The following is a 20,344-nucleotide window of genomic DNA, read 5'->3' as shown; positions in this document are numbered from 1 at the left end:
GAACTAACGGTCGGTGTCCGTCGAATGTCCCGCTCGGTGGGCGGTTCGTCGCACCGGCTCAGCGGAACGACGGCCGGATTACTGGTTCCCGACGTTCGAGGATGGTGGCGGTGTGCTGGCGCACCATCGTGTCGAGGTGCTCACCCTGCGGTGCGAGCCAGAAGTCGCCGCGGTCGATGCCCTCGAAGACCTTCTCGGCGAACGTGTCCGCGTCGAGTCCGTCGGTGGTCAGCAGTGCGCGCATCTGCGCGACCATCTGATCGACGGCCGGATGGGAGACGGCCCCGAACGGGTTGTCGAAGACGGACGTGACGACGGGCCCCGGCGCGAGCACGCTTGCGGACACCGGAGCGCCGACCATGCTCAACTCCATCTGCAGGCATTCGGTGATCGCGACGACCGCGAACTTCGATGCGCTGTACGGCGACATCATCGGGCCGGGCGCGAATCCGCCGACGGAGGACGTGTTGACGACGCGGCCGGTGCCGCCCTGCTCGATCATGCGTGGAACGAACGACCGGATCCCGTTGACGACGCCCGTGACGTTGACGCCGAGGGCCGCGTCCCAGTCGGATTCGCGCAGTTCCCAGAGGAATCCGGCTCGCATGATCCCCGCATTGTTGAAGAGCAGGTCCACCCGGCCGAACGCGTCGAACGCGAGATCCGCCAGCCTGTCGACGGATCCGGAGTCCGCGACATCCGTCGTGCGGGTGAGGGCGGTCCCGCCCAGGTCTGCGGCCAGCCGTTCCAGCGCGGCGGCGTCGATGTCGGCGAGCACCACCCGCATCCCGCGCGTGTGTGCGTGCCGGGCGATTCCCGCCCCGATTCCCGAGGCTGCGCCGGTGACGACGACAACCTGCTTCTCCTGCGTGTCCGGTTCCGTCACGGCTCGACCGTAGGACTGTCGACGGCCGCTACGGCCGGGCATTCTCTCTCAGCGGGACGGATTTCACTTGCCGCCGCGACGCCACAGCGGTTCGAGGTCGGGCCCCTCCTCGTCCTGCTGGGCGCCCCGGAAGCGGACCGCGAAGACGACCCAGCCGATGGCGGCCATCAGCAGGAAACTGACCAGGCGGTAGACGACGATCGCGGACACCGCCTCGGCGCCGGTCATGCCGCTGGCGGTCAGCGCGGGGACGAGCACGGCGTCCATGACCCCGAGCCCCGCAGGCAGCAGCGGTATCGCCGAACCGGCGGCGTTCCCCGCCGCGTACGCGACGGCGAGGCCGGCGAACCCGGGGTGAGCGCCGACCGCGTAGCACGCGAACGCGAGACAGGACGCGTCGGCGATCCAGTTGAACAGCGACCACCCGAATGCGCGGGCGGTGTCGCGGCGATCCATTCGCACGGCGCTCATCTGGTTCACGATGTGCTTCCACTGCCGAACCCCGGTCAGCGGCGGCTTCTTTCGAAGCCTGTTGACGCCGCGCAGCGCGGTGATCCCCACGCCTTCGAGCGCGTCGGGTCGCGATGCCGCGTACTGGGCCACGACCAGGAAGGCGCACAGGCCGCCGAATGTGAAGATCAGGGAGAACGGGTTGGTCTTGGCCCCGACGAGCAGTGCGCCCCCCAGTCCGACGAGCGCCAGGCCGATCGCCTGGAGCACACCGGCCATCACCAGTTGCCAGGTCGCGACGACCGGTGACGCACCCCAGAGTCGCGTCTGGCGGTACGTGAACGTGGTCGCGAGAACCGGCCCGCCCGGCAGCGTGACGCTCATCGAGTTGGAGGCGAACGTCACCGCGAGGGACTGCCGCTGTTTGATGTGCACATCCGCGACGCCCAGCAGGCAGCGCTGGACGCGGGCGAAACTCGACATCGACGCCAGCGACGCCACGACGGCGGCGGCCACCCATTCCCAGTGGAGGTCGCCGAGGTTCTGGACGCTCTCCGAGAGGTCCGGCCAGATGAGGACGATCTCCACCGTGAGCACGACGACGAGCAGGCCGCCGATCACCCATTCGACACGACGCCTGCGGGGCGTCGGGCGGGTGTCTTCGGCGTCAGTCATACGCGTCCATTACACATGGCCGGTGATCACACCGTGTATCCGCCGTCGACGTCGAGCTTCTGTCCGGTGACGAACCCGGCCCGGTCGCTCGCGAGGAAACAGACCGCCTCGGCGACGTCGACGGCGGTGCCGAATCGGCGTAACGGTATCCGGCTCATGGCGGCGTCGAGTGCGCGCTGATCGAGTTCTTCGGAGCTGATCAGCCGCTCGGCCATGCCGTCGGTGAGCATTCCCGGGCCCACCGAGTTGAATCGGACGCCGTAGCGGCCCTCCTCGGCGGCGAATCCCTTGACCAGTTGTTCGATCGCGCCCTTGGTGCCGGGCGAGAGTCCGTCGCGCACCGGGAACCGGCTGGTGGCCGCTGTCGTGACCGCGACGACGGAACCGGACGCCTCCCGCAGCGCGGGGAGGGCGGCCCTGACGACGGTGAAGAACGCGACCGCCTCCTGCTGGAGGTGCTCGGCGTAGTCGCGGGGTGCGACCTCGGACAGGTGGATCATGGGAACGTGCGGTCCGGCGGCGTGGATCAGGATGCCGAGGCCGCCGAAGTGTTCGACGGTCTGCTTCACGACGCTCGCGACGCGGGGCTGGTCGGTGAGGTCGGCGGAGAAGGCCTGGGCGGCGACGCCACGGCCTTCCAGTTCGCCGACGAGGTCCGCGGCGACGTCGGCGTTGGATCGGTAGGTGATGGCCACGTCGTGACCGAGGGTGGCGAGTTGTCGGGCAATGGCGGATCCGATGCCGCCGGTGCCGCCCGTGACCAGTGCGGCGCAGGGACGTCGGGGGGTGCTGGTGGCGGGTATCGCCATGAGGATCTCCAAGCGTGTGAGGGAGGCGCGCCCTAAACCTAGCAACTGCTTGGTTTTGGTGTGCGGTGAACCGGCCACCACTGCCGAGCGCAGCCTAGCCTGGCTACCCGACCAGGCCTTTTCGCTTTAGCCTGAACACATGTCAGCAGAGAACGCCGAGCGGGCCGAGCCCGCGCGGCATCCCGAAGAGCCACACGCACCCAGTCTGGCGAGCCGCCTCAACTGGTTGCGGGCCGGTGTCCTCGGGGCCAACGACGGCATCGTGTCGACGGCCGGCCTGGTGGTCGGGGTGGCCGCGGCCACCACCGAGCGATCGGCGATCTTCACCGCCGGATTCGCGGGTCTCGCGGCCGGTGCCGTGTCGATGGCCCTCGGCGAGTACGTATCGGTGAGCACCCAGCGCGACACCGAACGCGCGCTGCTGTCGAAGGAACGTCGCGAACTCGCCGAAACGCCGGACGCCGAGTTCGAGGAACTCGTCGGAATGTACGAGGAGAAGGGTCTGCGGGACGAGACCGCCCGGACGGTCGCGCGTGAACTCACCGATCACGACGCGTTCGCCGCGCATGTGGATGTGGAACTGGGCATCGACCCGGACGATCTGACCAACCCGTGGCAGGCCGCGGCGTCGTCGGCGCTGTCCTTCACGCTCGGCGCGCTCATCCCGCTGCTCGCGATCCTCTTACCGCCTGTGCACCTGCGCATTCCGGTGGCGTTCGTCGCCGTGCTGGTCGCGCTGGCACTCACGGGCACGGTCAGCGCCGCGCTCGGCGGCGCCAAGCGCACCCGGGCCGTGCTCCGCGTCGTGCTGGGTGGGGCGCTCGCGATGATCGTCACCTACGGAATCGGCCAGCTGGTGGGGACGGGCATCTCGTAGCGCTCGTCACTCGTTCCGGCAGATCATGACCGGGCAGGTGGCGTGGTGGAGCAGATTCTGACTCGTCGAGCCCATCAGCGCGCCGAGCAGCGGCCCTCGGCCGTGGCTGCCGACGACGATCAGCTGGGCGTCGGTCGCGTGCCGGAGGATGACGTCCGCCGCGGCGCCCTGCTCGGCCACCTTCGTCACGGCCACGTCCGGGTAGCGTTCCGACTCGCCCGCGAGGCCCTCGGAGAGCAGCGCCTCCTCCTCCTGCTTCACCGCATCCCAGTCGACGAGCATGCCGGTGCCGCCCGCGCCGAGCGTGGGGGAGCCCTGCCAGGTGTGGACGGCGATCAGCGGTGCCTCGAAGAAGGACGCGACCTCGAATGCGTGGGCCACCGCGTCGCGGCTGAGGTCGCTCCCGTCGACACCGACCACCACGGGACGCTGGTCCGGAATGGAGACGTCGCCCCGGAGCACCGTCACCGGGCACCCCGCGCGGTTGGTCACGTGCAGCGCGGTCGAGCCGAGCAGCACCGACCGGAACGCTCCGGCTCCCGTGGATCCGAGCACGATCAACCGGGCCCAGTCGGCGGATTCGAGCAACGCCGTGCCGGCCGGACCGGGACTGATGGTCGTCTCGATGTCCAGGCCCGGAAACTTCGGTCCGAGCAGTCTCTTCGCCGTCTCGATGATGGCCTCGCCGTCTTCCCGGAGCTGGCTGAGGAATTGCGATTCCAGCATGATCGCCGCGGGGCTGTACAGCGGGCCGTCCTGCGGCAACGCGTGCACGAGAGACAGCGTGGCACCCCATTTCGACGCGACTGCGGCACCCCACAGGGCGGCGGCGGTGGAGGCGTCGGATCCGTCCAGGCCGACGACGACGGAATGACTGGCGGGTGTGCTCACGTCTGGCTCCCTTCGGTCACGCTGGTGCGTACTCCCCGACTGTGCCCTATTTCCAGACTTTTCGGGCTGCCTTCCTCGCGGTCTTCCACTCGGGTTTCAGTTGCGGCGCCAGGGTGTCGCCGCGATCGAGTTCACGCTGCAGCAGCATTCCGAGGCCCAGGCTCGACTCGGCGGAGTGCTGATCCTCCGCGACCATCGCGAGGATGTGGTCCCGTGCGACGACGGCATCCTGGTACTCGCCGAGCACGTCCTGAAAGCCCTTGAACTTCGTGTGTGCGCGGTCGGAGGCCTTCGGTGCCAGCGACCTCGTCGACTCGATTGCATAGCGCATTCGCTTGGCGCGCTTGCGCGCTCGGTGTGTCAGTTCGTCGCGCTCGCCCCGGGAGGTTGCGGCCGTCGCCTTCCGCACGCGCTTGCGGACGGACTTCGACATCGTGCGCAGGGATTTCGCGACTTTCTTCTTCGACGGGCCTGTGCCCTCGGACGCCTCGACGGCGGCGAGGAAGGTGTCGAGGCCGGCGAGCAGGTCGAGGTAGCGCTGGGAGTTCAGGGCGGCCAGAGCCGCAGGCCGGGCCGTCGCGGCGAGACCGGAGAAGTACTCGTCGAGGCGCGCCCGCACGACCTCGCGGTCGGGAATCTCCTCGGCGCCGCCCAGCCGATCCACCAGTCGGCTCCACTGCACCTCGGTGTCCCGGGCGGAGCTGAGGGCCTGACCCACCCAGCGGAGCTCGACGATCAACTCGTCGACGGTCTGCTGGTCGCGCAGGTCGGCCCCGTACACCTGCAGGATGCTCCGGATTCGCCGGGCCGCGACCCGGAGGTCGTGGACGGACTCCTCGAGGTCGCGCCGCACGCCGAGGTCGGCCGTCACGAGAGAATCCTTCTGCGCCGCCAGGTACTCGAGCAGCAGCGTCCGTGGAGCGGACTTCTTCCCGCGCGCGGGACGCGGGGTGCCGGTGACCGCGTCGCCGAGCGCCCGCCGCAACTTCGACGGCGCGTCCGACCGGGTGATCCCGGCATCGGTCAGCCGGGAGTCGATGGCGTCGAACAGGTTTCGGTCACCGGCCGCGAGCTCCACTTCGATCTCGCGCCACACCCGTTCGTCGGATCCGGTGCCCGCCTCGGGGACGGCGGCGATCACGACGTCCGAGACGACCTCGGCGAGCGTCGTCCCCGCCGCGTCCACGAGCCGCTGCCGCTCGCGGTCGGTGCTGATGAGCGCGACCGGGTTCAGTGCGGCGCCGCGGGTGACGGCGGTGAGCAGTTCCGCGAATTCCCGGGGCACCTCCGTCTCGGGGTGACCGGCGTCGGGCTCCAGCTGCAACTCGGTCCGCTCGTCCGCGCCCGCCGGGATCTTCAGGTGCCAGCCGGCGTCGTCGCCGCCTTCCCGGCGGCGGAGGGTGATTCCGGCGCGGAGCAGCAGGAGTTCGCCCGTGTCGTAATACAGGGCGGACAGCTGGACGGTGTCGCGTCGTGGTTCACCGTCGACACCCGGAAGCCCCGAGAGGGCCGGAAGTTGCTGCTCGGATGTTGCCTCGTACTTGCGTTCCACTTCGGAGACGGACGTCGCGGTGCTCATGTCACCATCCTTCCGCCTGACCGGGGTGAGGGAAAGAACGCGAGGTCAGCCCGGCCAGTCGAGAGTGCGCCGGCTCATGAAGCGGCGAAGGTCCCCCGAGATCGGGTCGGCGAACTCGACGGACCGGGCCAGCAGCCGCAGCGGCGTCGAATAATCGTCGGCGGCAACGTCGTAGAAGTCGGGGTAGAAGTTGTCGCCGTGGATCGGGATGCCGAGCGAGCTCATGTGCAGCCGCAACTGGTGCGTCTTGCCGGTGTGCGGCAGCAGTCGGTACCGCGCGGTTTCGCCGTGGACCTCGAGAAGTTCGATGCGGCTCTCGCTGTTGGCGGGACCGTCCGCCTCGTACGCCTTCAGCACGCCCCGCTCCTTCACGATGCGACTGCGGACGGTGGCGGGCAGCGCGAGATCGGGGTCGTACCGGGCGACCGCCTCGTACTCCTTGATCACCCGGCGCTGATCGAACAGCGACTGGTAGTCGCGCCGGACCTCCCGTCGCACGGTGAAGATCAGCACCCCGGCGGTCAAGCGGTCGAGTCGGTGCGCTGGTGTCAGTTCCGGCAGGTCGAGGTCCCGGCGCAACCGGACCAGCGCCGACTCGGCGATGTACGCGCCGCGCGGGGTGCTGGCCAGGAAGTGCGGTTTGTCGACGACGAGGAGGTTCTCGTCGCGGTGGAGGATCTCGATCTCGAACGGGACCCGCTTCTCGACCGGCGGATCCCGGTACAGGTACACGAATCTGCGGGGCGCGAACGGTGTGGCCGCGGTGATGGGCAGCCCGCGCTCGTCGACCACTTCCGACGTGGCGACCTTTTCGCGCAGGCGGCTCTCGTCGTGCGGAAACCGCGCGACGAGGTATTCGAGCACGGTGGGCCACGAGCCGGTGTCCGGCATTCTCAGCCGCGTCGGGTTGAGGCCGTCGCGGACGGGAAGTGGGGCGTCGGGCACTCCGTCACGGTAGTCGAGAGGGTGCGGAAATCCGTCGTTGACCGCCGGGGGACTCATGGTTACTATCCGGTAAGTTTGTGACGCGGACCACCCTGACTGGTCGCTGAGGCGCGTCATCGGAGGATTTCACGGGGGTTCGAAGTGATCGTGCGTCGAGGGGCGTTTCGCCCGGGGGCAGTGGCAGTGGCTCTGGTGGTGGCGGCGGGGTTCGCCGTCGTCCCGGGCCTGACGGCGTCGGCGGATCCGACGGGCGGGGCGGCGGGTGCACAGTGGAACGCGACGGTCGATGCACCACCCGAATACCCGGTGATCGCGATCGACTGGGACGTTCCCATCACGATGAGCGACGGAACGGTGCTGAAGGCCAACGTCTATCGACCCGCGGACGCCTCCGGCACGCCGATCGACACGAGGATGCCCTCGATCCTCAACGTCACGCCGTACACGAAACTGGTCGGCAACGTCGTCGATTCCGTGTTCGCGGTGCCGGGGCTCGAAGACACCGTGGTGGACCTGGTGAATTCCTTCGACCTCGCCGGCACACCGTTCGACGGTGTCGGCGAAGCGGCGAAGGTTCTCTCCGGTGGCGGCATGCGCGTCTTCGGCATCAACCGCGACCTCGTCCGGAACGGCTACACCCAGGTGGTGGTCGATGCGCGCGGCACCGGGTTCTCTCAGGGGGAATGGCAGGCGCTCGGCCCGCTCGAACAGCAGGACTCCGTCGAGATCATCGACTGGATGAGCAAACAGGGCTGGTCCGACGGCACGGTCGGCATGGCCGGGGTGTCGTACTCGGGAATCAACTCGCTGCAGGCCGCGGGGCATCAGCCGACGGCGTTGAAGGCGATCTTCCCGACCGAACCGGGCAACGACCTGCTGCGCGACATCGTCGGAACCGGTGCCGGGCTCGGGGTGGGATTCATGCCGCTGTGGCTGTCGCTGGTCAACGGTCTCAAGTTCGTCCCCGACGTCCAGGCTCTCGCGCAGGGCCGCTTCGACCAGCAGTGGCTGCAGGACCGGTTGCGGGATCCGCTGACGCTGTTCCCCGCGCTGATCGCGGCCATGACCGCGACGAACATCGGCGATCTCGACGCCGGAACGTTGCGGGTGGCGCAGGACGGCCAGTTCTACGAGGAGCGCAAGGCGCAGGCGGGGAACATTCAGGTGCCGACCATGCTGTACGGCGCCTGGCACGACATCTTCGCGAACAGTGAGCCGCGCGTCTACAACGACATCCCGCTGCCGGCCGGCGAGAAGCAGCTGATCATGAGCGACGCCTACCACATCTCGTTCGGCGGTGGTTTCGGCGAGCAGGGTGCGCCGCCGCGACTCGACGTCCTCGAACGCGCGTGGTTCGACAAGTGGCTCAAGGGCGTCGACAACGGAATCGACGGGTACGGCCCGGTCACGCTGTATCAGCAGGGCAACGGCTGGACCACCACCGATCAGTTCCCGCGCGCCGGCGTCGACTATCAGCGGATGTACCTGTCGGGCGCCGCCAGCGGCACCGCCGGGCACGCCGCGCACGACGGCAGCCTGGTCGCGGCGAAACCCGGCGACGCAGCGCAACTCACCGTCGCACCGGGGCTGCGCGGGCTCTGCTCCCGCGACGGCGTACAGGGCACCGCGGGCGCCGCCGTCGTCCTCGGATCGGTGTGCAGCAAGGACTCCCGCTTCAACGAGGCCGAGGGTCTCACGTTCACCAGTGCACCCGTCACCCAGCCGACCGAGCTGTCGGGTCCGGTCAACCTGCATCTCGAAACGGTGCTCGACACCCGGGACGGGTTCTGGGCGGTGACCCTGAACGACGTCGCGCCCGACGGCACGTCGACACCGCTCACCAACGGTGCCCTCACCGCTTCCCTGCGGGCCGTGGACGATTCGAAGAGCACGAAGTCCGCGAACGGCGACTACACCGAGCCCCACCACTATCTGACGGTGGAGTCCCGGCAGCCGCTGGTGCCGGGCGAGGTGACGCCGGTGGACATCAACTTCGTGCCTACCGACGCGGTGCTCGCGCCGGGGCACCGGCTGCGAGTCGACGTGTACGCTGGGAGCATTCCCCGGTATCTGCCGCTCGGACCGATGCTGGCCGACAGCCACCTGAAGCCGCAGCACGTCGCGTTGTCGCCGGACCGGCCGAGTTTCCTCAACCTGCCGTTGGTCGGGATGCAGGCGTGGTGACGGGTTCACGCCGCGTCCCGACGTCCGTAGGGTTGACCCCATGACCAAGTGGACAGCTTCGGACATCGTCGATCAGCGCGGCCGCACGTTCGTCGTGACGGGCGCCAACAGCGGTCTGGGGGAGGTGGCGGCGCGGGCTCTGGGCAAGGCGGGGGCGCACGTCGTGCTCGCCTGCCGTAACACCCACAAGGGGGAGGTGGTCGCGCGATCGATCGGCGCCGACGCCGAGGTGCGCCGTCTCGATCTCTCCGACCTCGCCTCCGTGCAGGAGTTCGCGGCGGGCGTCGAGTCCGTCGACGTGCTCGTGAACAACGCCGGTGTGATGGCGGTGCCGCAGCGCAAGACCGCCGACGGCTTCGAAATGCAGATCGGCACAAACCATCTCGGGCACTTCGCGTTGACCGGACTGCTGCTCGACAAGATCACCGATCGTGTCGCCACGATGTCGAGTGCGGCGCATCAGGCGGGAACGATCCACCTCGACGATCTCAACTGGGAACACCGCAAGTACAACCGGTGGAGCGCGTACGGGCAGTCGAAGCTCGCGAATCTGCTGTTCACGTACGAGTTGCAGCGCAGGCTCGCCGCAGTGGGGTCTCCCGTCAAGGCGGTGGCCGCGCACCCCGGATACGCGTCGACCAATCTGCAGGCGCACACCGAGTCCGTGCAGGACAAGCTGATGGCCGTCGGCAATCGGATCTTTGCGCAGTCCGCCGAGATGGGAGCGCTGCCGATGCTGTACGCGGCCACCGCCCCCGACGTGATCGGCGGAAGCTACATCGGGCCGGACGGACTGTTCGAGCAGCGTGGCCACCCGAAAGTGGTGGGCTCCAACAAGAAGTCCCGGGACGAGCAGACCGCCGGCGCGCTCTGGTCGTTGTCGGAGAACCTGACGGGCGTCGAGTACAAGTTCGGGTGACCCGACGCCCGCGCGGGATTCTCAGTCTTCCGTGACCTCGAGGGTGACGTCGATGTTGCCGCGGGTGGCGTTGGAATACGGGCACACCTGGTGCGCCTTCTCCGTCAGCTCGAGCGCCTCTTCGCGCGGCAGGTGGGGGAGCGAGACCTCGAGGGTGACGGCGAGACCGAATCCGCCGCCGTCCGTGGCGCCGATGCCGACGCGGGCGCCGACGGCCGAGTCGGCGACATTCGCCTTGGCCTGACGGCCGACCAGCTGGAGTGCGGAGTGGAAGCACGCCGCGTATCCGGCGGCGAACAGCTGCTCGGGGTTGGTGCCGTCGCCGGATCCGCCCATCTCGGTGGGGATGGCGAGGTTCAGGTCGAGCCGGCCGTCCGACGTGCGGGCGTGTCCGTTGCGGCCTTCTCCGGTGGCGAGGGCTTCGGCGGTGTAGACGATGTTCATGGTTACTTCTCTCCTGTAGGGGTGTTGACGCTGTGGAGCGATTCGGTGAGCCGCGACAGGGTGTCGCGGAGGGCGACGAGTTCGTCGACGTCCATGCCCGTCGAGAGGGCGAGTTCCGCGGGAATGCCCTCCGCGGCGGCGCGGAGAGCCGCACCCTTCTCGGTGAGGTGGATTCCGACGCGGCGCTCGTCCGCCGAGTCGCGCCGCCGTTCGACCAGGCCCAGGGTGTCGAGCCTCTTGAGCAGCGGCGACAGAGTGCCGGTGTCGAGGTCGAGGGCGTCGCAGATCTCACGGACTCCGCGACCGTCCCGTTCCCAGAGCACCAGCAGCACCAGGTACTGCGGGTAGGTCACTCCCAACGTGTCGAGCATCGACCGGTATCTCGCCGTCATGGCTCGGGAAGCCGAGTACAGGGCGAAGCACACCTGGCGGTCGAGGGCGAGGTTGTCGGTCACCACTGAATAGTTGCACACAACCAGGTTGTGCACAATCAAGAAATGGAAACGGTGATTGGGCTTACACTGTTCGCGAGTGACACGGGGTGCTGCCCGGAGACGATCCGAGCGGCTGAGAACACACCCGTCGAACCTGAACTGGGTAATGCCGGCGAAGGGATGTCGCGGAGACGGCCGTATGCGCTCATCCGATGTCTCGTCGCCGACCGAACGGAAGGTGACAGCAATGCAGCTCGACAAGCAGATCGTCCTGGTGACCGGCGGTGGGCGCGGCCTGGGCGCCGCCATCGTGCGGTCGTTCGCGGCGCAGAACGCGCGCGTGGTCGTGAACTACCGGAACAGCCGGGATGCGGCGGAGGAACTCGCGGCGTCACTCGGCCCGGACCGCGCGGTCGCCCTCCGTGCCGATGTCACCGATTCCGCGGAGGTGGCGACGCTGTTCGCTGCCGCGGAGGAGCACTTCGGATCACCGGTGACCACGGTGATCAACAATGCCCTCGCCGACTTCTCCTTCAACGGCGACGCCCGGGACAAGGCGGACGTCATCACGTGGGACGCGTTCGACGCGCAGTTGCGCGGCAGCGTGAAGGCGACCCTGCACACCACGCAGGCTGCGCTGCCGGGCATGCGTGCGCTCGGGTTCGGCCGGATCGTGAACATCGGGACCAACCTCTTCCAGAACCCCGTCGTCCCGTACCACGACTACACGGCCGCCAAGGCCGCGGCGCTGTCGCTGACCCGCACCCTTGCCGCCGACCTCGGACCCGACGGCATCACCGTCAACATGGTCTCGGGCGGGCTGCTCCGCACCACCGACGCCAGCGCCGCCACCCCCGACGAGGTGTTCGACCTCATTGCGGCGAGCACCCCGTTGCAGCGGGTCACCACCCCGGACGAGTTCGCCGACGCGGTGCTGTTCTTCGCGTCCCCGTGGTCGCGTGCGGTGACCGGCCAGAACCTCGTCGTCGACGGCGGACTGGTCAAGGACTGACATGACCGGCACCCGGCAACTGCATTTCAACGCGTTCCTCTTCAGCTGCGGGCACCACGGCGCCGCGTGGCGGCACCCGTCGTCCCAGGTGGAGCGGCTCTGCGACATCGCCTACTACGAGGAGTTGGCGCAGACCGCGGAGCGGGGCTGCCTCGACGCGGTGTTCTTCGCCGACGGACATTCGGTGCGCGACCCCGCGTCCGGAGGCATGTGGTTCCTCGAACCGCTCACCGCGCTGTCCGCGATGGCGCGGGCAACGCAGCGGGTCGGGCTGGTGACGACGGTGTCCACCACGTTCTACACGCCGTTCCACGCCGCCCGGATGCTGGCGTCGCTCGACCACATCAGCGGCGGCCGTGCCGGCTGGAACGTGGTGACGTCCATGTTCGACGCCGAGGCGCGCAATCACGGACTCGAGGAGATGCCGCCGCACGACGATCGCTATTCGCGTGCCGCGGAATTCGTCGATGTGGCACTCGCTCTGTGGGATTCGTGGGAGCCGGACGCGCTCGTGCTCGACCGGGAGGGCATCTTCGCGGATCCGGCCAAGGTGAAGCCGGTCGAGCATCGGGGCAAGCACTTTCTGGTAGACGGTCCGCTGAACGTGCCGCGCTCACCGCAGGGCCGTCCGGTGCTGTTCCAGGCGGGCGCGTCCGATCAGGGGCGTGACCTGGCCGCCCGCTGCGCCGAGGGCATTTACGCCGTCGCCTACGACCTCACGGCCGCGCAGAGCTACTACGCGGACGTGAAGCGGCGCATCCGCGCGGCCGGCCGTGACGCCGACTCGGTGACGGTGATGCCCGGTCTCGTGACGTACGTGGGATCGACCACCGAGGAGGCGCACCGCAAGAAGGCGGAACTCGACGCGCTCCTGCCCGTCGAGCAGTCGCTGGCACAGCTGTCGATGTTCGTCCAGCAGGACTGCAGCGCCTGGGAATTGGACGCACCCGTTCCGGCATTGCCGCCGCTGTCGGAGTTCACCGGACCGCAGGGCCGATACGACACGATCCTGCGGATCATCGAGAAGGATCGGCCCACCGTGCGGTCGCTGCTCGGCACTCTGGCGGCCGGGGGCGGGCACTGCACCATGATCGGCACCCCGGAGTCGGTCGCCGACGAGATCGAGGTGTGGTTCCGCCGCGGCGGGGCGGACGGGTTCAATCTGATGCCTCCGCTCTACCCGAGCAGCCTCGGCGAGTTCGTCGACGAGGTGATCCCCGTCCTGCAGAAGCGGGGGCTGTTCCGCGCGCAGTATGAGACAGAGACGCTGCGCGATCATCTCCGGGGTCACCGGTAGTTGCCACCACAAAGAACACAACCTTCTCTAAGAACGCAACAGTGACTGTGAGCGCCCTTCCCCCCGACACTTGCTGTAATCGCGATCACATCGCGACGCAAGCTCGGACGAGGAGTGGCAATGCTGGTAGCACTCGGCTTTCTGATGGTGGCCGTGTTCATGTTCTTGATCATGTCCAAACGGGCCACTCCCGTGGTCGGGTTGATCGCCGTCCCGGTCGCATTCGGTATCGCGGCCGGGGCGGGTCTCGGCATCGGCGACATGATCACCGACGGGATCAAGGCGCTCGCGCCGACCGCCGCGTTGCTGTTCTTCGCGATCATCTTCTTCGGGATCATGATCGACGTCGGCCTGTTCGATCCGCTGGTGAAACTCATCCTCCGGCTCGTGCGCAACGACCCGATGCGGCTCGTGGTCGGTACCGCGGTGCTCGCGATGGTGGTGTCGCTGGACGGTGACGGGTCGACGACGTTCATCATCGTGACGTCCGCACTGCTGCCGCTGTACATGAAGCTGAAGGTCAGCCCCGTGGTGCTCACGGTGGTCGCGGGCCTGGCGAACGGCGCGATGAACATCGTTCCGTGGGGTGGCCCGACGGTCCGGGCGGCCGCGGCGCTGAATATCTCACCGTCCGACGTGTTCGTCCCGATGATCCCGTCACTCGTGGTCGGACTGGTCGTGGTGCTGCTGTTCGCCATCCAGCTCGGCTACAGCGAACGCCGCCGCATCGGCACGCTCGTGCTCACCGACGAGCGCCTCCTCGTCTCGGCCGGCTCCGGCCGCAGCCTCGCCAAGTCCGGCGGCAACGGTGACGCACCCGGCACGGGCGGCGGTTCCGGCGACGCCGGCTCGGACGACGGCCAGGGCTTCGTCGACGGGCTCGACCCCCAGCGGCCCACGCTGCGACCGAAGCTGTTGTGGTTCAACGCGCTCGTGACGGTGGCGCTGCTCGTCGTGCTGGTGATGGACGTGCTGCCGATTCCGGTGCTGTTCATGGTGGCCGCCTCCATCGCGCTGACGGTGAACTTCCCGCGGGTCAAGGAACAGCAGGAAGCGATCACCCGCCACTCGTCGAGCATCGTCTCCGTGGTCGCGATGGTGTTCGCCGCAGCCGTTCTCACCGGCGTGTTCCAGGGCACCGGAATGGTCGAGGCGATGGCGCAGTGGCTGCTCGAGATCATCCCGTCCGCGCTCGGACCGCACCTGGCCGTCATCACCGGCATCCTGAGCCTGCCGTTCACGTTCTTCATGAGCAACGACGCCTTCTACTTCGGCGTGATGCCCGTCCTCGCCGAGACGGCGGCCACGTACGGCATCGAGCCGGTCGAGATGGCCCGTGCCTCCATCACCGGCCAGACGTTCCACATGCAGAGCCCCCTCGTCCCGGCCATCCTCCTGCTCGTGACCCTTGCCGGTGTTCCGCTGGCGGACCATCACAAGAAGGTGCTGTGGCGGGCGGCGCTGGTGTCGCTGTCGATGCTGGTGATCGGTGTCGTCCTGGGACAGATCCCCTGGTGACCTAGTCGTCCGTGTCCGTGTCAGTCTTCAGTCGACGGCTCGCCGTCGGTGTCGGTGGCGGGCCCCTCAGGGGTCGCGCCACCTTCGCCGCTCCAGTCGGCGCCCGCACCCTTGTCGTCCTCGGCGGGATCGGACATCACGTCCTTGTCCGCGCCCGGGGCGCCGCTGTCGGTGCTCGTGGTGTTCGGTCCGGATGTGTCCTTCGGTGTCATGTCCCTCGGATACCCGGATGACAGGGTGCTCCAATCGGAAAACTCTGTCGGGGATTGGCAGGTGAACAATACTTCGACGTAGTGTTCCCCGGGTTATCGACGATGAAGGAGTGGAACTGTGGCGCGCAAAGTTGTTGTCGAACGCATCGACGACATCGACGGGACTCCGATCAAGAACGGCAAGGGGGAGACCATTCCGTTCTCTGTCGACGGCGTCGACTACGAGATCGATCTGAAGCTCAAGAACGCCAGGGAATTCCACAAGACTCTCGACTACTACATCGAGCATGCAACTCGGGTCGGGGGAAGGAAGCGTCGGTCCACTCCTGCAGTGGTTCCGCCGCAGGGGCGTCAGAAGGCCAAGGAAATTCGGGAATGGGCGACGGCGGAGGGCTACGAGTTGTCCGCACGTGGGCGTATCCCTGCGCAGATCGAGGAAGCGTACAACGCAGCTCACTGACCCCGGGTCAGCGTGTAGTCGACAACGCCCCGGCCACCCTGTTCGGGTCGGCCGGGGGCGTTCCCGTCGTCAGTATCGGCGCGCTGCGTGAAACGACATGGAATTCATGGCTACTCGCGCGACCGGCCGTCCCGGGGCGGGTGCATGGACGACGGTGTCGTTGCCTGCATACAGTCCCGCGTGGCCGCCCCCGTAGAAGAGGATGACGTCACCGGGCTGCAGGCTGTTCTCGTCGACGGCTGTCCCGTGCCGGAGTTGCTCGTAGGTGGTGCGGGGAACTGGCACTCCCGCCTGTCGGTACGCCCATTGGACGAGGCCGGAGCTGTCGAAGGCGGAGTGGTCGCCCGCGCCGAGGGTGCACGGGATTCCGATCCTGGTCGAAGCGGCATCCAATGCGAGTTGCCCCGGCCGTGCCGGATGCGGACGGAGCGTCTGAACCAGGTGATATCCCCGGTGTCCGGTGTGTGGGTCCATGCCGTCGTTACTCCAGTACGCTCGTCGTGTGTGTCGCTGGTTACAGCGTGGCCTCCCGTGCGGGCCGGGCGCACCGGCCGAATTACCTGGATGTGTGCCTGTCTTTCCCTGCCTCCGGACCCGGATTCGACGGCCGACGAGGAAAACCGTTCGAGATGGTCGGTTTGGTACTCGCGAGTAGTCCAGGCCCCTCGTAACGTCGAACGGGTAATGATCTTGCAAAGGGGAGTGGTCCGCTACGTCCTGTGGGCTCGGGTGAAGGAAGGCGGACGATGACGATCCGACAGACAGCGAACTGCGCGTTCGGAGTCGCACGCCTGGTGTTCGACGCAGGAGCAGCCCTGCTGTCCGTTGTCGTGGCCGTACCCGTGGCCTTCGCCGCAGGTGAGGCGATCTCGATGGCACACACCGCACGCGGTGACATCACCCCGAGCCCCACGTCGCCGGACGAAGAGCACGTGCACGACCTGGGGACCGTCGTCGAGACGATGTAGCCGCTAGCGGTCCGCGGGAACCGAGGCGGATGGCGTACTCGCCTCGGAAGGGTCGGGGGCGACGTACCTCGCGCCCCGCGGGGAGGGCAGGGCCACGAAGGCGACGGCGCAGAGCACCGTCAGCGCGGCGACCCCGTAGAGGACTGCGGTGTAGCTCCCCGTTCGGCCCACCACGGCGCCGACCCACAGGGGCGCGATGCCACCGCCGAGGACGAATGCCATGTAGGGGCCCGCGTAGGCCTTTCCGAAGGCGGCGAGTCCGAAGTACCGGGACGTGAAGTAGCCCACCATGTCCAGCTCGGCACCGAGCATGCACCCCAGCGTAAAGGCCAGGACAGGGGCGAATCCGACTCCGCCCACTGCGAACAGCACGACGCCGGTGGCGCACAGCAGACAGAGTGAGGCTGCGACCGCGGTAGGCCGGAGAATGTCGATGAGCAGTCCGATCACCAGTCGACTGAGGATGACGGCGAGTCCCATGATCGATGCGATCGATGCCGCACCGCCGACGCTCATCCCGTACTGCCGCAGCATGGGCACGAGATAGGGAACGAGCCCGGTGAATGCGACCGACATCAGGCCGAATGTGAGGATCAGCCGCCAGTAGAGGGGGTCCTTTCGGATGGTCGAGAAGTCCTCGCCGTCGTCGGCGGACTGTTCGGGCGTGCCAGGTGTACTTCCGGTTCGGGGCGCAACCTTCAGGAGGAAGAGGGTGGGCAGCGTTCCGGCGAGCGCGATGCAGGCCAACGTGAGGTAACCGAGCCGCCATCCTTCGACGTCGATGATGCGGCCGATGGCGACTGGAATGATGGCGCCGGACAGTCCCATTCCCATCATCGTGATGCCGAGTGCGAGGCCTCTGGCGCGGTCGAACCAGCTGCTGACTACCCGGGTGAATGCAATCGGTCCGGAACTTGCGCCGAAGAATCCGATCGCTGCCATCGCTGTCAGGTATGCCGGCACCGAGTGCACGACAGTTCCCAGTGCGGCGAATCCGGCTGCCAGACACAGTGCTCCGGCGATTGTCGGTGCCTTGACTCCGAACTTGTCGACGGCGTACCCGACGATCGGTGCGGCGAGCGCCATCCCGAAGGTGAGCAAGGTGATGGACAGCCCGTACATCGCAGCGCTGAGGCCGATCTCCCTACCGAGATCACTGGTGAACAGCCCTGCCGAGTAGATGGCGAGCCCGGACACCCCGGTCCCGACACCCACGGCGGCTGCTGACAGCGTCGGCCACCCGCGCCGGAATTCGTCCACGCGTGACATGGTCAATGCCTTGCTCCTTTGTTGCGTCGGTGATGACCATCACTGTTCCTGTTCTCGGGTTATCCGGGAAGCAGTCAGTCGTGATGGAGGGAATTCGTGTGATGAATATGTCCTGTTCGTAAGCGTGCACGTGCTATCTGCCTGCTCGTCTCGCAAGGATCCGTTGTTGCGATGCCGCCGCCGAGCGCACGAGAGCGGACCGATCGCACCCGAGCAAGACTCCGGCGCGTTTGACGAATCGCCCACCGACGAGAACCGAATCGACATTGCCCTCGTGAGCGGCGAGAACCACAGACGCCACGGGATCGAGCACAGGCGTCAGGTTCAGGTCCGTTGCACGGACAAGGATGATGTCGGCCTGCTTACCCGGAGTGAGCGAGCCGATGCGATCGTCCTGCCCGAGTGCTCTCGCGCCCTCGATGGTGGCGAATGCGAGCACATCTCTGAGAAACAGTTGCGCGTGGGCCGGGGAGACGGAGCTGTGACCGCCGCCCATCCACGAACGGTGGTAGCCGAAGAGCATGCGCATCTGGGTGAACATGTCTCCGCTGCATTTGGTTTCGGTATCCCCACTGAGGCTCGGTCGGATGCCTGCGGCGAGCATGCGGTCGAGGGGAACGTCACCGATTCCTTGCGAGTTGAGCTCGCAGTGCACGCCGATCGACACGGTGGCGTCGGCCTCGGCGATCATCTCGAGTTCGGCGTCGGAGGAGCGGCAACAGTGCACGAAGGTCAGATCGTCGGCAAGAAGACCGGCCCTGCCGTACTGGTCCACTGCGTGTACCGGCTCGTTGTGGCTGTAGGCGCCGGCATGCACCGACGTGCGGATGCCCAGCTCGCGTGCGAAGGCGAGATCGGCCTGCCACACCCCGGGCGCGGTCATTTCCGGGCCCCTGGCCGCCATCGCCAAAGTCACGAGTCCGTTCGGATCGGTGAAGTACTGCTTCTGTAGCCGCTCGATGTCGGCCGGGTGGGTAAGTGTGCTGTTCTCGGTCCACTGGCCGTCGTCGAGCAGCGGCCATCCGTGTCCGAAGACGGCACGGATGCCCGACTCCTGCAGGCCGGCCACCGCAGCGTCGGAATGCTCGGGCGAGTTCTGGATGTGGGACCAATCGAAGACGGTGGTCGTGCCTGCACTCAACGCCGATACTGCACCGAGGAGGTTTCCGATCCTGACGTCTTCGGGCACATACGCCGCTCCGATTCCCCGGAGCATTTCGTCGAAATATTGGAGGGGGTCGAGTTCGGCGTATCCGTGCCTCATGACGCTCTGCCAGGTGTGGCGGTGCGTGTCGACAAATCCGGGAAGGGCGATCATTCCGTCGATGTCGACGACCTCGACCTCCGGCTCGACGTCGATCCGCGAATCGATTCCTGCGATCAGATCATCACTGATCAGGATGTCGGCTCGGTCGAAGTCTCCGATATCCGGATCGACGCTGACGACCGTCGCTCCCCGTAGGAGTGTGCGGCGTGGTCGGGCATGACTCGGGTCCATGAGTGTCCTGTTCGGAGAGAGGAAGATTGACTTCCATCAGTCTCATTTTCCCGAGGTTATTTGGGAATGCCGGGTCGCATATAGTCTGCATCCATGAGCTCGATACAGCGGATCTCCGGCAACCGTGCCAAGCTCGACCTCAACCTCATCGTGTCCTTGGACGCGCTCTTGCGCGAGCGAAGCGTGAGCCGAGCAGCGATCGAAGTCGGACTGAGCCAGCCGGCGATGAGTGCGGCGCTCGCGCGGCTTCGCAGGTACTTCGGGGATCCGCTACTCGCTCGGGTGGGCAACTCCTATCAACTCACCCCGCTCGCCCGCAGCTTGGTCGAGCGCACGACGGTCGCGATCTCCGCAGTCGACCGGGTGCTCGACGCCGAGCCGGGCATCGAGATCGAACGGTCCAGCCGCGAGTTCACCCTGATCATGTCCGACTACATGCTCGCTGCCGTCGGTGACACGATCACCCGTGATCTGTTGGCGCAGGCCCCGCACCTACGCATCAACTTCGTGCAGTTGAGACCCGAGATCGTCGACCGTGCATCGGACAGCCTGCGGACTGCCGATGCACTGGTCGTGCCCCGTGGCTTCGTCAGCGACCTGCCGTCGGTCGATCTCTTCTCCGACCGGTGGGTCTGTATGGTGGCCGAGGACAACGAGCACATCGGGGACGCAGTACGGCTGGATCAGCTGACCGAGTACCCGTGGGCGGTGTTTCAGACGCATCCCCACGCCGCGACGACACCGCTGCATCAGGTAAGGGCGCAGGGAGTCGAGCCGTACGTGCAGGTCGTCGGCGAAAACTATCTGGCTCTACCGTATTTCGTCGCCCACACCGATCGCATCGCCCTCCTGCCGGAGCGACTGGCGACTCGGATGAGCGGAATGGGAATTCGGCCGGTGGACTTCCCTCTGAATCTCGCCCCGCTGAACCATGCACTGTGGTGGCACCCGATGTACAACGCGGATCCCGAACATCGCTGGCTCAGAGCGCAACTCGTTCGCTCACTCAGGTGAGTG

21 protein-coding genes and 1 riboswitch are annotated in these 20,344 nt (G+C 67.3%); of the genes, 9 read left to right on the top strand and 12 right to left on the bottom strand.

The window, feature by feature from the left end; all coding sequences use genetic code 11:
• Nucleotides 1-58: 58 nt before the first annotated feature.
• From RJ1_RS19870 to RJ1_RS19860, 3 genes are all read right to left on the bottom strand, one after another.
• Complete coding sequence (locus tag RJ1_RS19870; RefSeq protein ID WP_073363003.1) at nucleotides 59-886, bottom strand: SDR family NAD(P)-dependent oxidoreductase; 828 nt, start codon at nucleotides 884-886, stop codon at nucleotides 59-61.
• Between the two features lie 63 nt (nucleotides 887-949).
• On the bottom strand, nucleotides 950-2,011 hold the full coding sequence (locus RJ1_RS19865) for a lysylphosphatidylglycerol synthase transmembrane domain-containing protein (protein ID WP_073363000.1): 1,062 nt from the start codon (nucleotides 2,009-2,011) through the stop codon (nucleotides 950-952).
• Nucleotides 2,012-2,037: 26 nt separating this feature from the next.
• On the bottom strand, nucleotides 2,038-2,820 hold the full coding sequence (locus RJ1_RS19860; RefSeq protein WP_073362998.1) for an SDR family NAD(P)-dependent oxidoreductase: 783 nt from the start codon (nucleotides 2,818-2,820) through the stop codon (nucleotides 2,038-2,040).
• A 139-nt stretch (nucleotides 2,821-2,959) separates the two neighbouring features.
• On the opposite strand from RJ1_RS19860, the gene RJ1_RS19855 reads away from it, so the two are divergent.
• On the top strand, nucleotides 2,960-3,697 hold the full coding sequence (locus RJ1_RS19855) for a VIT1/CCC1 transporter family protein (protein ID WP_073362996.1): 738 nt from the start codon (nucleotides 2,960-2,962) through the stop codon (nucleotides 3,695-3,697).
• A gap of 6 nt (nucleotides 3,698-3,703) precedes the next feature.
• On the opposite strand, the gene RJ1_RS19850 is transcribed toward RJ1_RS19855, so the two are convergent.
• Genes RJ1_RS19850 through RJ1_RS19840 form a run of 3 tightly spaced genes read right to left on the bottom strand, consistent with a single transcriptional unit; the run spans nucleotide 3,704 to nucleotide 7,169 of the window.
• Nucleotides 3,704-4,588 (bottom strand): universal stress protein, encoded by an 885-nt coding sequence (locus RJ1_RS19850; RefSeq protein ID WP_073362993.1) that lies wholly within the window; start codon nucleotides 4,586-4,588, stop codon nucleotides 3,704-3,706.
• Nucleotides 4,589-4,634: 46 nt separating this feature from the next.
• Entirely contained in the window at nucleotides 4,635-6,167 is a 1,533-nt protein-coding gene (locus RJ1_RS19845) for a CYTH and CHAD domain-containing protein (RefSeq protein ID WP_073362991.1), read from the bottom strand.
• Nucleotides 6,168-6,212: 45 nt separating this feature from the next.
• Nucleotides 6,213-7,169, bottom strand: a complete 957-nt coding sequence (locus RJ1_RS19840) for a pseudouridine synthase (RefSeq protein WP_083400505.1) — start codon at nucleotides 7,167-7,169, stop codon at nucleotides 6,213-6,215.
• Between the two features lie 84 nt (nucleotides 7,170-7,253).
• On the opposite strand from RJ1_RS19840, the gene RJ1_RS19835 reads away from it, so the two are divergent.
• Together RJ1_RS19835 and RJ1_RS19830 are read left to right on the top strand one after the other, a co-directional pair.
• A complete protein-coding gene (locus RJ1_RS19835; RefSeq protein WP_073362988.1) occupies nucleotides 7,254-9,296 on the top strand; it encodes a CocE/NonD family hydrolase in 2,043 nt (680 codons plus the stop codon).
• Between the two features lie 40 nt (nucleotides 9,297-9,336).
• On the top strand, nucleotides 9,337-10,215 hold the full coding sequence (locus tag RJ1_RS19830) for an oxidoreductase (RefSeq protein WP_073362985.1): 879 nt from the start codon (nucleotides 9,337-9,339) through the stop codon (nucleotides 10,213-10,215).
• 21 nt (nucleotides 10,216-10,236) lie between these two features.
• On the opposite strand, the gene RJ1_RS19825 is transcribed toward RJ1_RS19830, so the two are convergent.
• Both RJ1_RS19825 and RJ1_RS19820 read right to left on the bottom strand, forming a co-directional pair.
• The gene (locus tag RJ1_RS19825) at nucleotides 10,237-10,659 is read right to left on the bottom strand and encodes an organic hydroperoxide resistance protein (protein WP_073362982.1); all 423 of its coding nucleotides are present in this window, start codon (nucleotides 10,657-10,659) and stop codon (nucleotides 10,237-10,239) included.
• Nucleotides 10,660-10,661: 2 nt separating this feature from the next.
• Nucleotides 10,662-11,114 (bottom strand): MarR family winged helix-turn-helix transcriptional regulator, encoded by a 453-nt coding sequence (locus RJ1_RS19820; RefSeq protein ID WP_073363104.1) that lies wholly within the window; start codon nucleotides 11,112-11,114, stop codon nucleotides 10,662-10,664.
• A 72-nt stretch (nucleotides 11,115-11,186) separates the two neighbouring features.
• Nucleotides 11,187-11,291, top strand: a riboswitch (TPP riboswitch).
• A gap of 49 nt (nucleotides 11,292-11,340) precedes the next feature.
• Here RJ1_RS19820 and RJ1_RS19815 point away from each other — a divergent pair.
• The 3 genes from RJ1_RS19815 (at nucleotide 11,341) to RJ1_RS19805 (ending at nucleotide 14,920) form a co-directional block, all read left to right on the top strand.
• Nucleotides 11,341-12,105, top strand: a complete 765-nt coding sequence (locus RJ1_RS19815; RefSeq protein WP_073363101.1) for a 3-oxoacyl-ACP reductase — start codon at nucleotides 11,341-11,343, stop codon at nucleotides 12,103-12,105.
• A 1-nt stretch (nucleotide 12,106) separates the two neighbouring features.
• The gene (locus RJ1_RS19810; protein WP_073362980.1) at nucleotides 12,107-13,402 is read left to right on the top strand and encodes an LLM class flavin-dependent oxidoreductase; all 1,296 of its coding nucleotides are present in this window, start codon (nucleotides 12,107-12,109) and stop codon (nucleotides 13,400-13,402) included.
• A gap of 120 nt (nucleotides 13,403-13,522) precedes the next feature.
• Nucleotides 13,523-14,920, top strand: coding sequence for a CitMHS family transporter (locus RJ1_RS19805; protein WP_073362977.1), 1,398 nt, complete (start codon nucleotides 13,523-13,525; stop codon nucleotides 14,918-14,920).
• A gap of 20 nt (nucleotides 14,921-14,940) precedes the next feature.
• Here the strand turns inward: RJ1_RS19805 and RJ1_RS19800 are convergent, their stop codons facing one another.
• Entirely contained in the window at nucleotides 14,941-15,132 is a 192-nt protein-coding gene (locus RJ1_RS19800; RefSeq protein WP_073362975.1) for a hypothetical protein, read from the bottom strand.
• Nucleotides 15,133-15,250: 118 nt separating this feature from the next.
• On the opposite strand from RJ1_RS19800, the gene RJ1_RS19795 reads away from it, so the two are divergent.
• Nucleotides 15,251-15,592 carry a histone-like nucleoid-structuring protein Lsr2 gene (locus tag RJ1_RS19795; protein ID WP_073362972.1) on the top strand — a complete coding sequence of 114 codons (342 nt, stop codon included), beginning with the start codon at nucleotides 15,251-15,253 and terminating at the stop codon, nucleotides 15,590-15,592.
• A 69-nt stretch (nucleotides 15,593-15,661) separates the two neighbouring features.
• Here RJ1_RS19795 and RJ1_RS19790 read toward each other — a convergent pair whose 3' ends face one another.
• Nucleotides 15,662-16,066 carry a C40 family peptidase gene (locus tag RJ1_RS19790; RefSeq protein WP_073362970.1) on the bottom strand — a complete coding sequence of 135 codons (405 nt, stop codon included), beginning with the start codon at nucleotides 16,064-16,066 and terminating at the stop codon, nucleotides 15,662-15,664.
• Between the two features lie 272 nt (nucleotides 16,067-16,338).
• Here RJ1_RS19790 and RJ1_RS19785 point away from each other — a divergent pair, with 272 nt between their 5' ends.
• Nucleotides 16,339-16,560, top strand: coding sequence for a hypothetical protein (locus RJ1_RS19785; RefSeq protein ID WP_073362967.1), 222 nt, complete (start codon nucleotides 16,339-16,341; stop codon nucleotides 16,558-16,560).
• Nucleotides 16,561-16,563: 3 nt separating this feature from the next.
• On the opposite strand, the gene RJ1_RS19780 is transcribed toward RJ1_RS19785, so the two are convergent.
• Complete coding sequence (locus RJ1_RS19780; protein ID WP_073362965.1) at nucleotides 16,564-17,829, bottom strand: MFS transporter; 1,266 nt, start codon at nucleotides 17,827-17,829, stop codon at nucleotides 16,564-16,566.
• A 133-nt stretch (nucleotides 17,830-17,962) separates the two neighbouring features.
• The gene (locus RJ1_RS19775) at nucleotides 17,963-19,327 is read right to left on the bottom strand and encodes an amidohydrolase family protein (protein ID WP_073362962.1); all 1,365 of its coding nucleotides are present in this window, start codon (nucleotides 19,325-19,327) and stop codon (nucleotides 17,963-17,965) included.
• Nucleotides 19,328-19,420: 93 nt separating this feature from the next.
• Here RJ1_RS19775 and RJ1_RS19770 point away from each other — a divergent pair, with 93 nt between their 5' ends.
• The gene (locus tag RJ1_RS19770; RefSeq protein ID WP_073362960.1) at nucleotides 19,421-20,341 is read left to right on the top strand and encodes a LysR family transcriptional regulator; all 921 of its coding nucleotides are present in this window, start codon (nucleotides 19,421-19,423) and stop codon (nucleotides 20,339-20,341) included.
• Nucleotides 20,342-20,344: the final 3 nt, after the last annotated feature.

The organism is Rhodococcus jostii NBRC 16295, assembly GCF_001894825.1.
In the GTDB taxonomy this organism is placed as follows: domain Bacteria; phylum Actinomycetota; class Actinomycetes; order Mycobacteriales; family Mycobacteriaceae; genus Rhodococcus_F; species Rhodococcus_F jostii.
The sequence above is the reverse complement of the archived record's forward strand: the minus strand, read 5'-3'. Positions and strand labels throughout refer to the sequence as shown.

Coding starts and splice junctions, on each gene's coding strand:
- RJ1_RS19865 (WP_073363000.1), bottom strand. CDS start 2,011: ATGACTGACGCCGAAGACACCCGCCCGACGCCCCGCAGGCGTCGTGTC.
- RJ1_RS19860 (WP_073362998.1), bottom strand. CDS start 2,820: ATGGCGATACCCGCCACCAGCACCCCCCGACGTCCCTGCGCCGCACTG.
- RJ1_RS19855 (WP_073362996.1), top strand. CDS start 2,960: ATGTCAGCAGAGAACGCCGAGCGGGCCGAGCCCGCGCGGCATCCCGAA.
- RJ1_RS19845 (WP_073362991.1), bottom strand. CDS start 6,167: ATGAGCACCGCGACGTCCGTCTCCGAAGTGGAACGCAAGTACGAGGCA.
- RJ1_RS19840 (WP_083400505.1), bottom strand. CDS start 7,169: ATGAGTCCCCCGGCGGTCAACGACGGATTTCCGCACCCTCTCGACTAC.
- RJ1_RS19830 (WP_073362985.1), top strand. CDS start 9,337: ATGACCAAGTGGACAGCTTCGGACATCGTCGATCAGCGCGGCCGCACG.
- RJ1_RS19825 (WP_073362982.1), bottom strand. CDS start 10,659: ATGAACATCGTCTACACCGCCGAAGCCCTCGCCACCGGAGAAGGCCGC.
- RJ1_RS19815 (WP_073363101.1), top strand. CDS start 11,341: ATGCAGCTCGACAAGCAGATCGTCCTGGTGACCGGCGGTGGGCGCGGC.
- RJ1_RS19810 (WP_073362980.1), top strand. CDS start 12,107: ATGACCGGCACCCGGCAACTGCATTTCAACGCGTTCCTCTTCAGCTGC.
- RJ1_RS19805 (WP_073362977.1), top strand. CDS start 13,523: ATGCTGGTAGCACTCGGCTTTCTGATGGTGGCCGTGTTCATGTTCTTG.
- RJ1_RS19800 (WP_073362975.1), bottom strand. CDS start 15,132: ATGACACCGAAGGACACATCCGGACCGAACACCACGAGCACCGACAGC.
- RJ1_RS19790 (WP_073362970.1), bottom strand. CDS start 16,066: ATGGACCCACACACCGGACACCGGGGATATCACCTGGTTCAGACGCTC.
- RJ1_RS19785 (WP_073362967.1), top strand. CDS start 16,339: ATGACGATCCGACAGACAGCGAACTGCGCGTTCGGAGTCGCACGCCTG.
- RJ1_RS19780 (WP_073362965.1), bottom strand. CDS start 17,829: ATGTCACGCGTGGACGAATTCCGGCGCGGGTGGCCGACGCTGTCAGCA.
- RJ1_RS19775 (WP_073362962.1), bottom strand. CDS start 19,327: ATGGACCCGAGTCATGCCCGACCACGCCGCACACTCCTACGGGGAGCG.
- RJ1_RS19770 (WP_073362960.1), top strand. CDS start 19,421: ATGAGCTCGATACAGCGGATCTCCGGCAACCGTGCCAAGCTCGACCTC.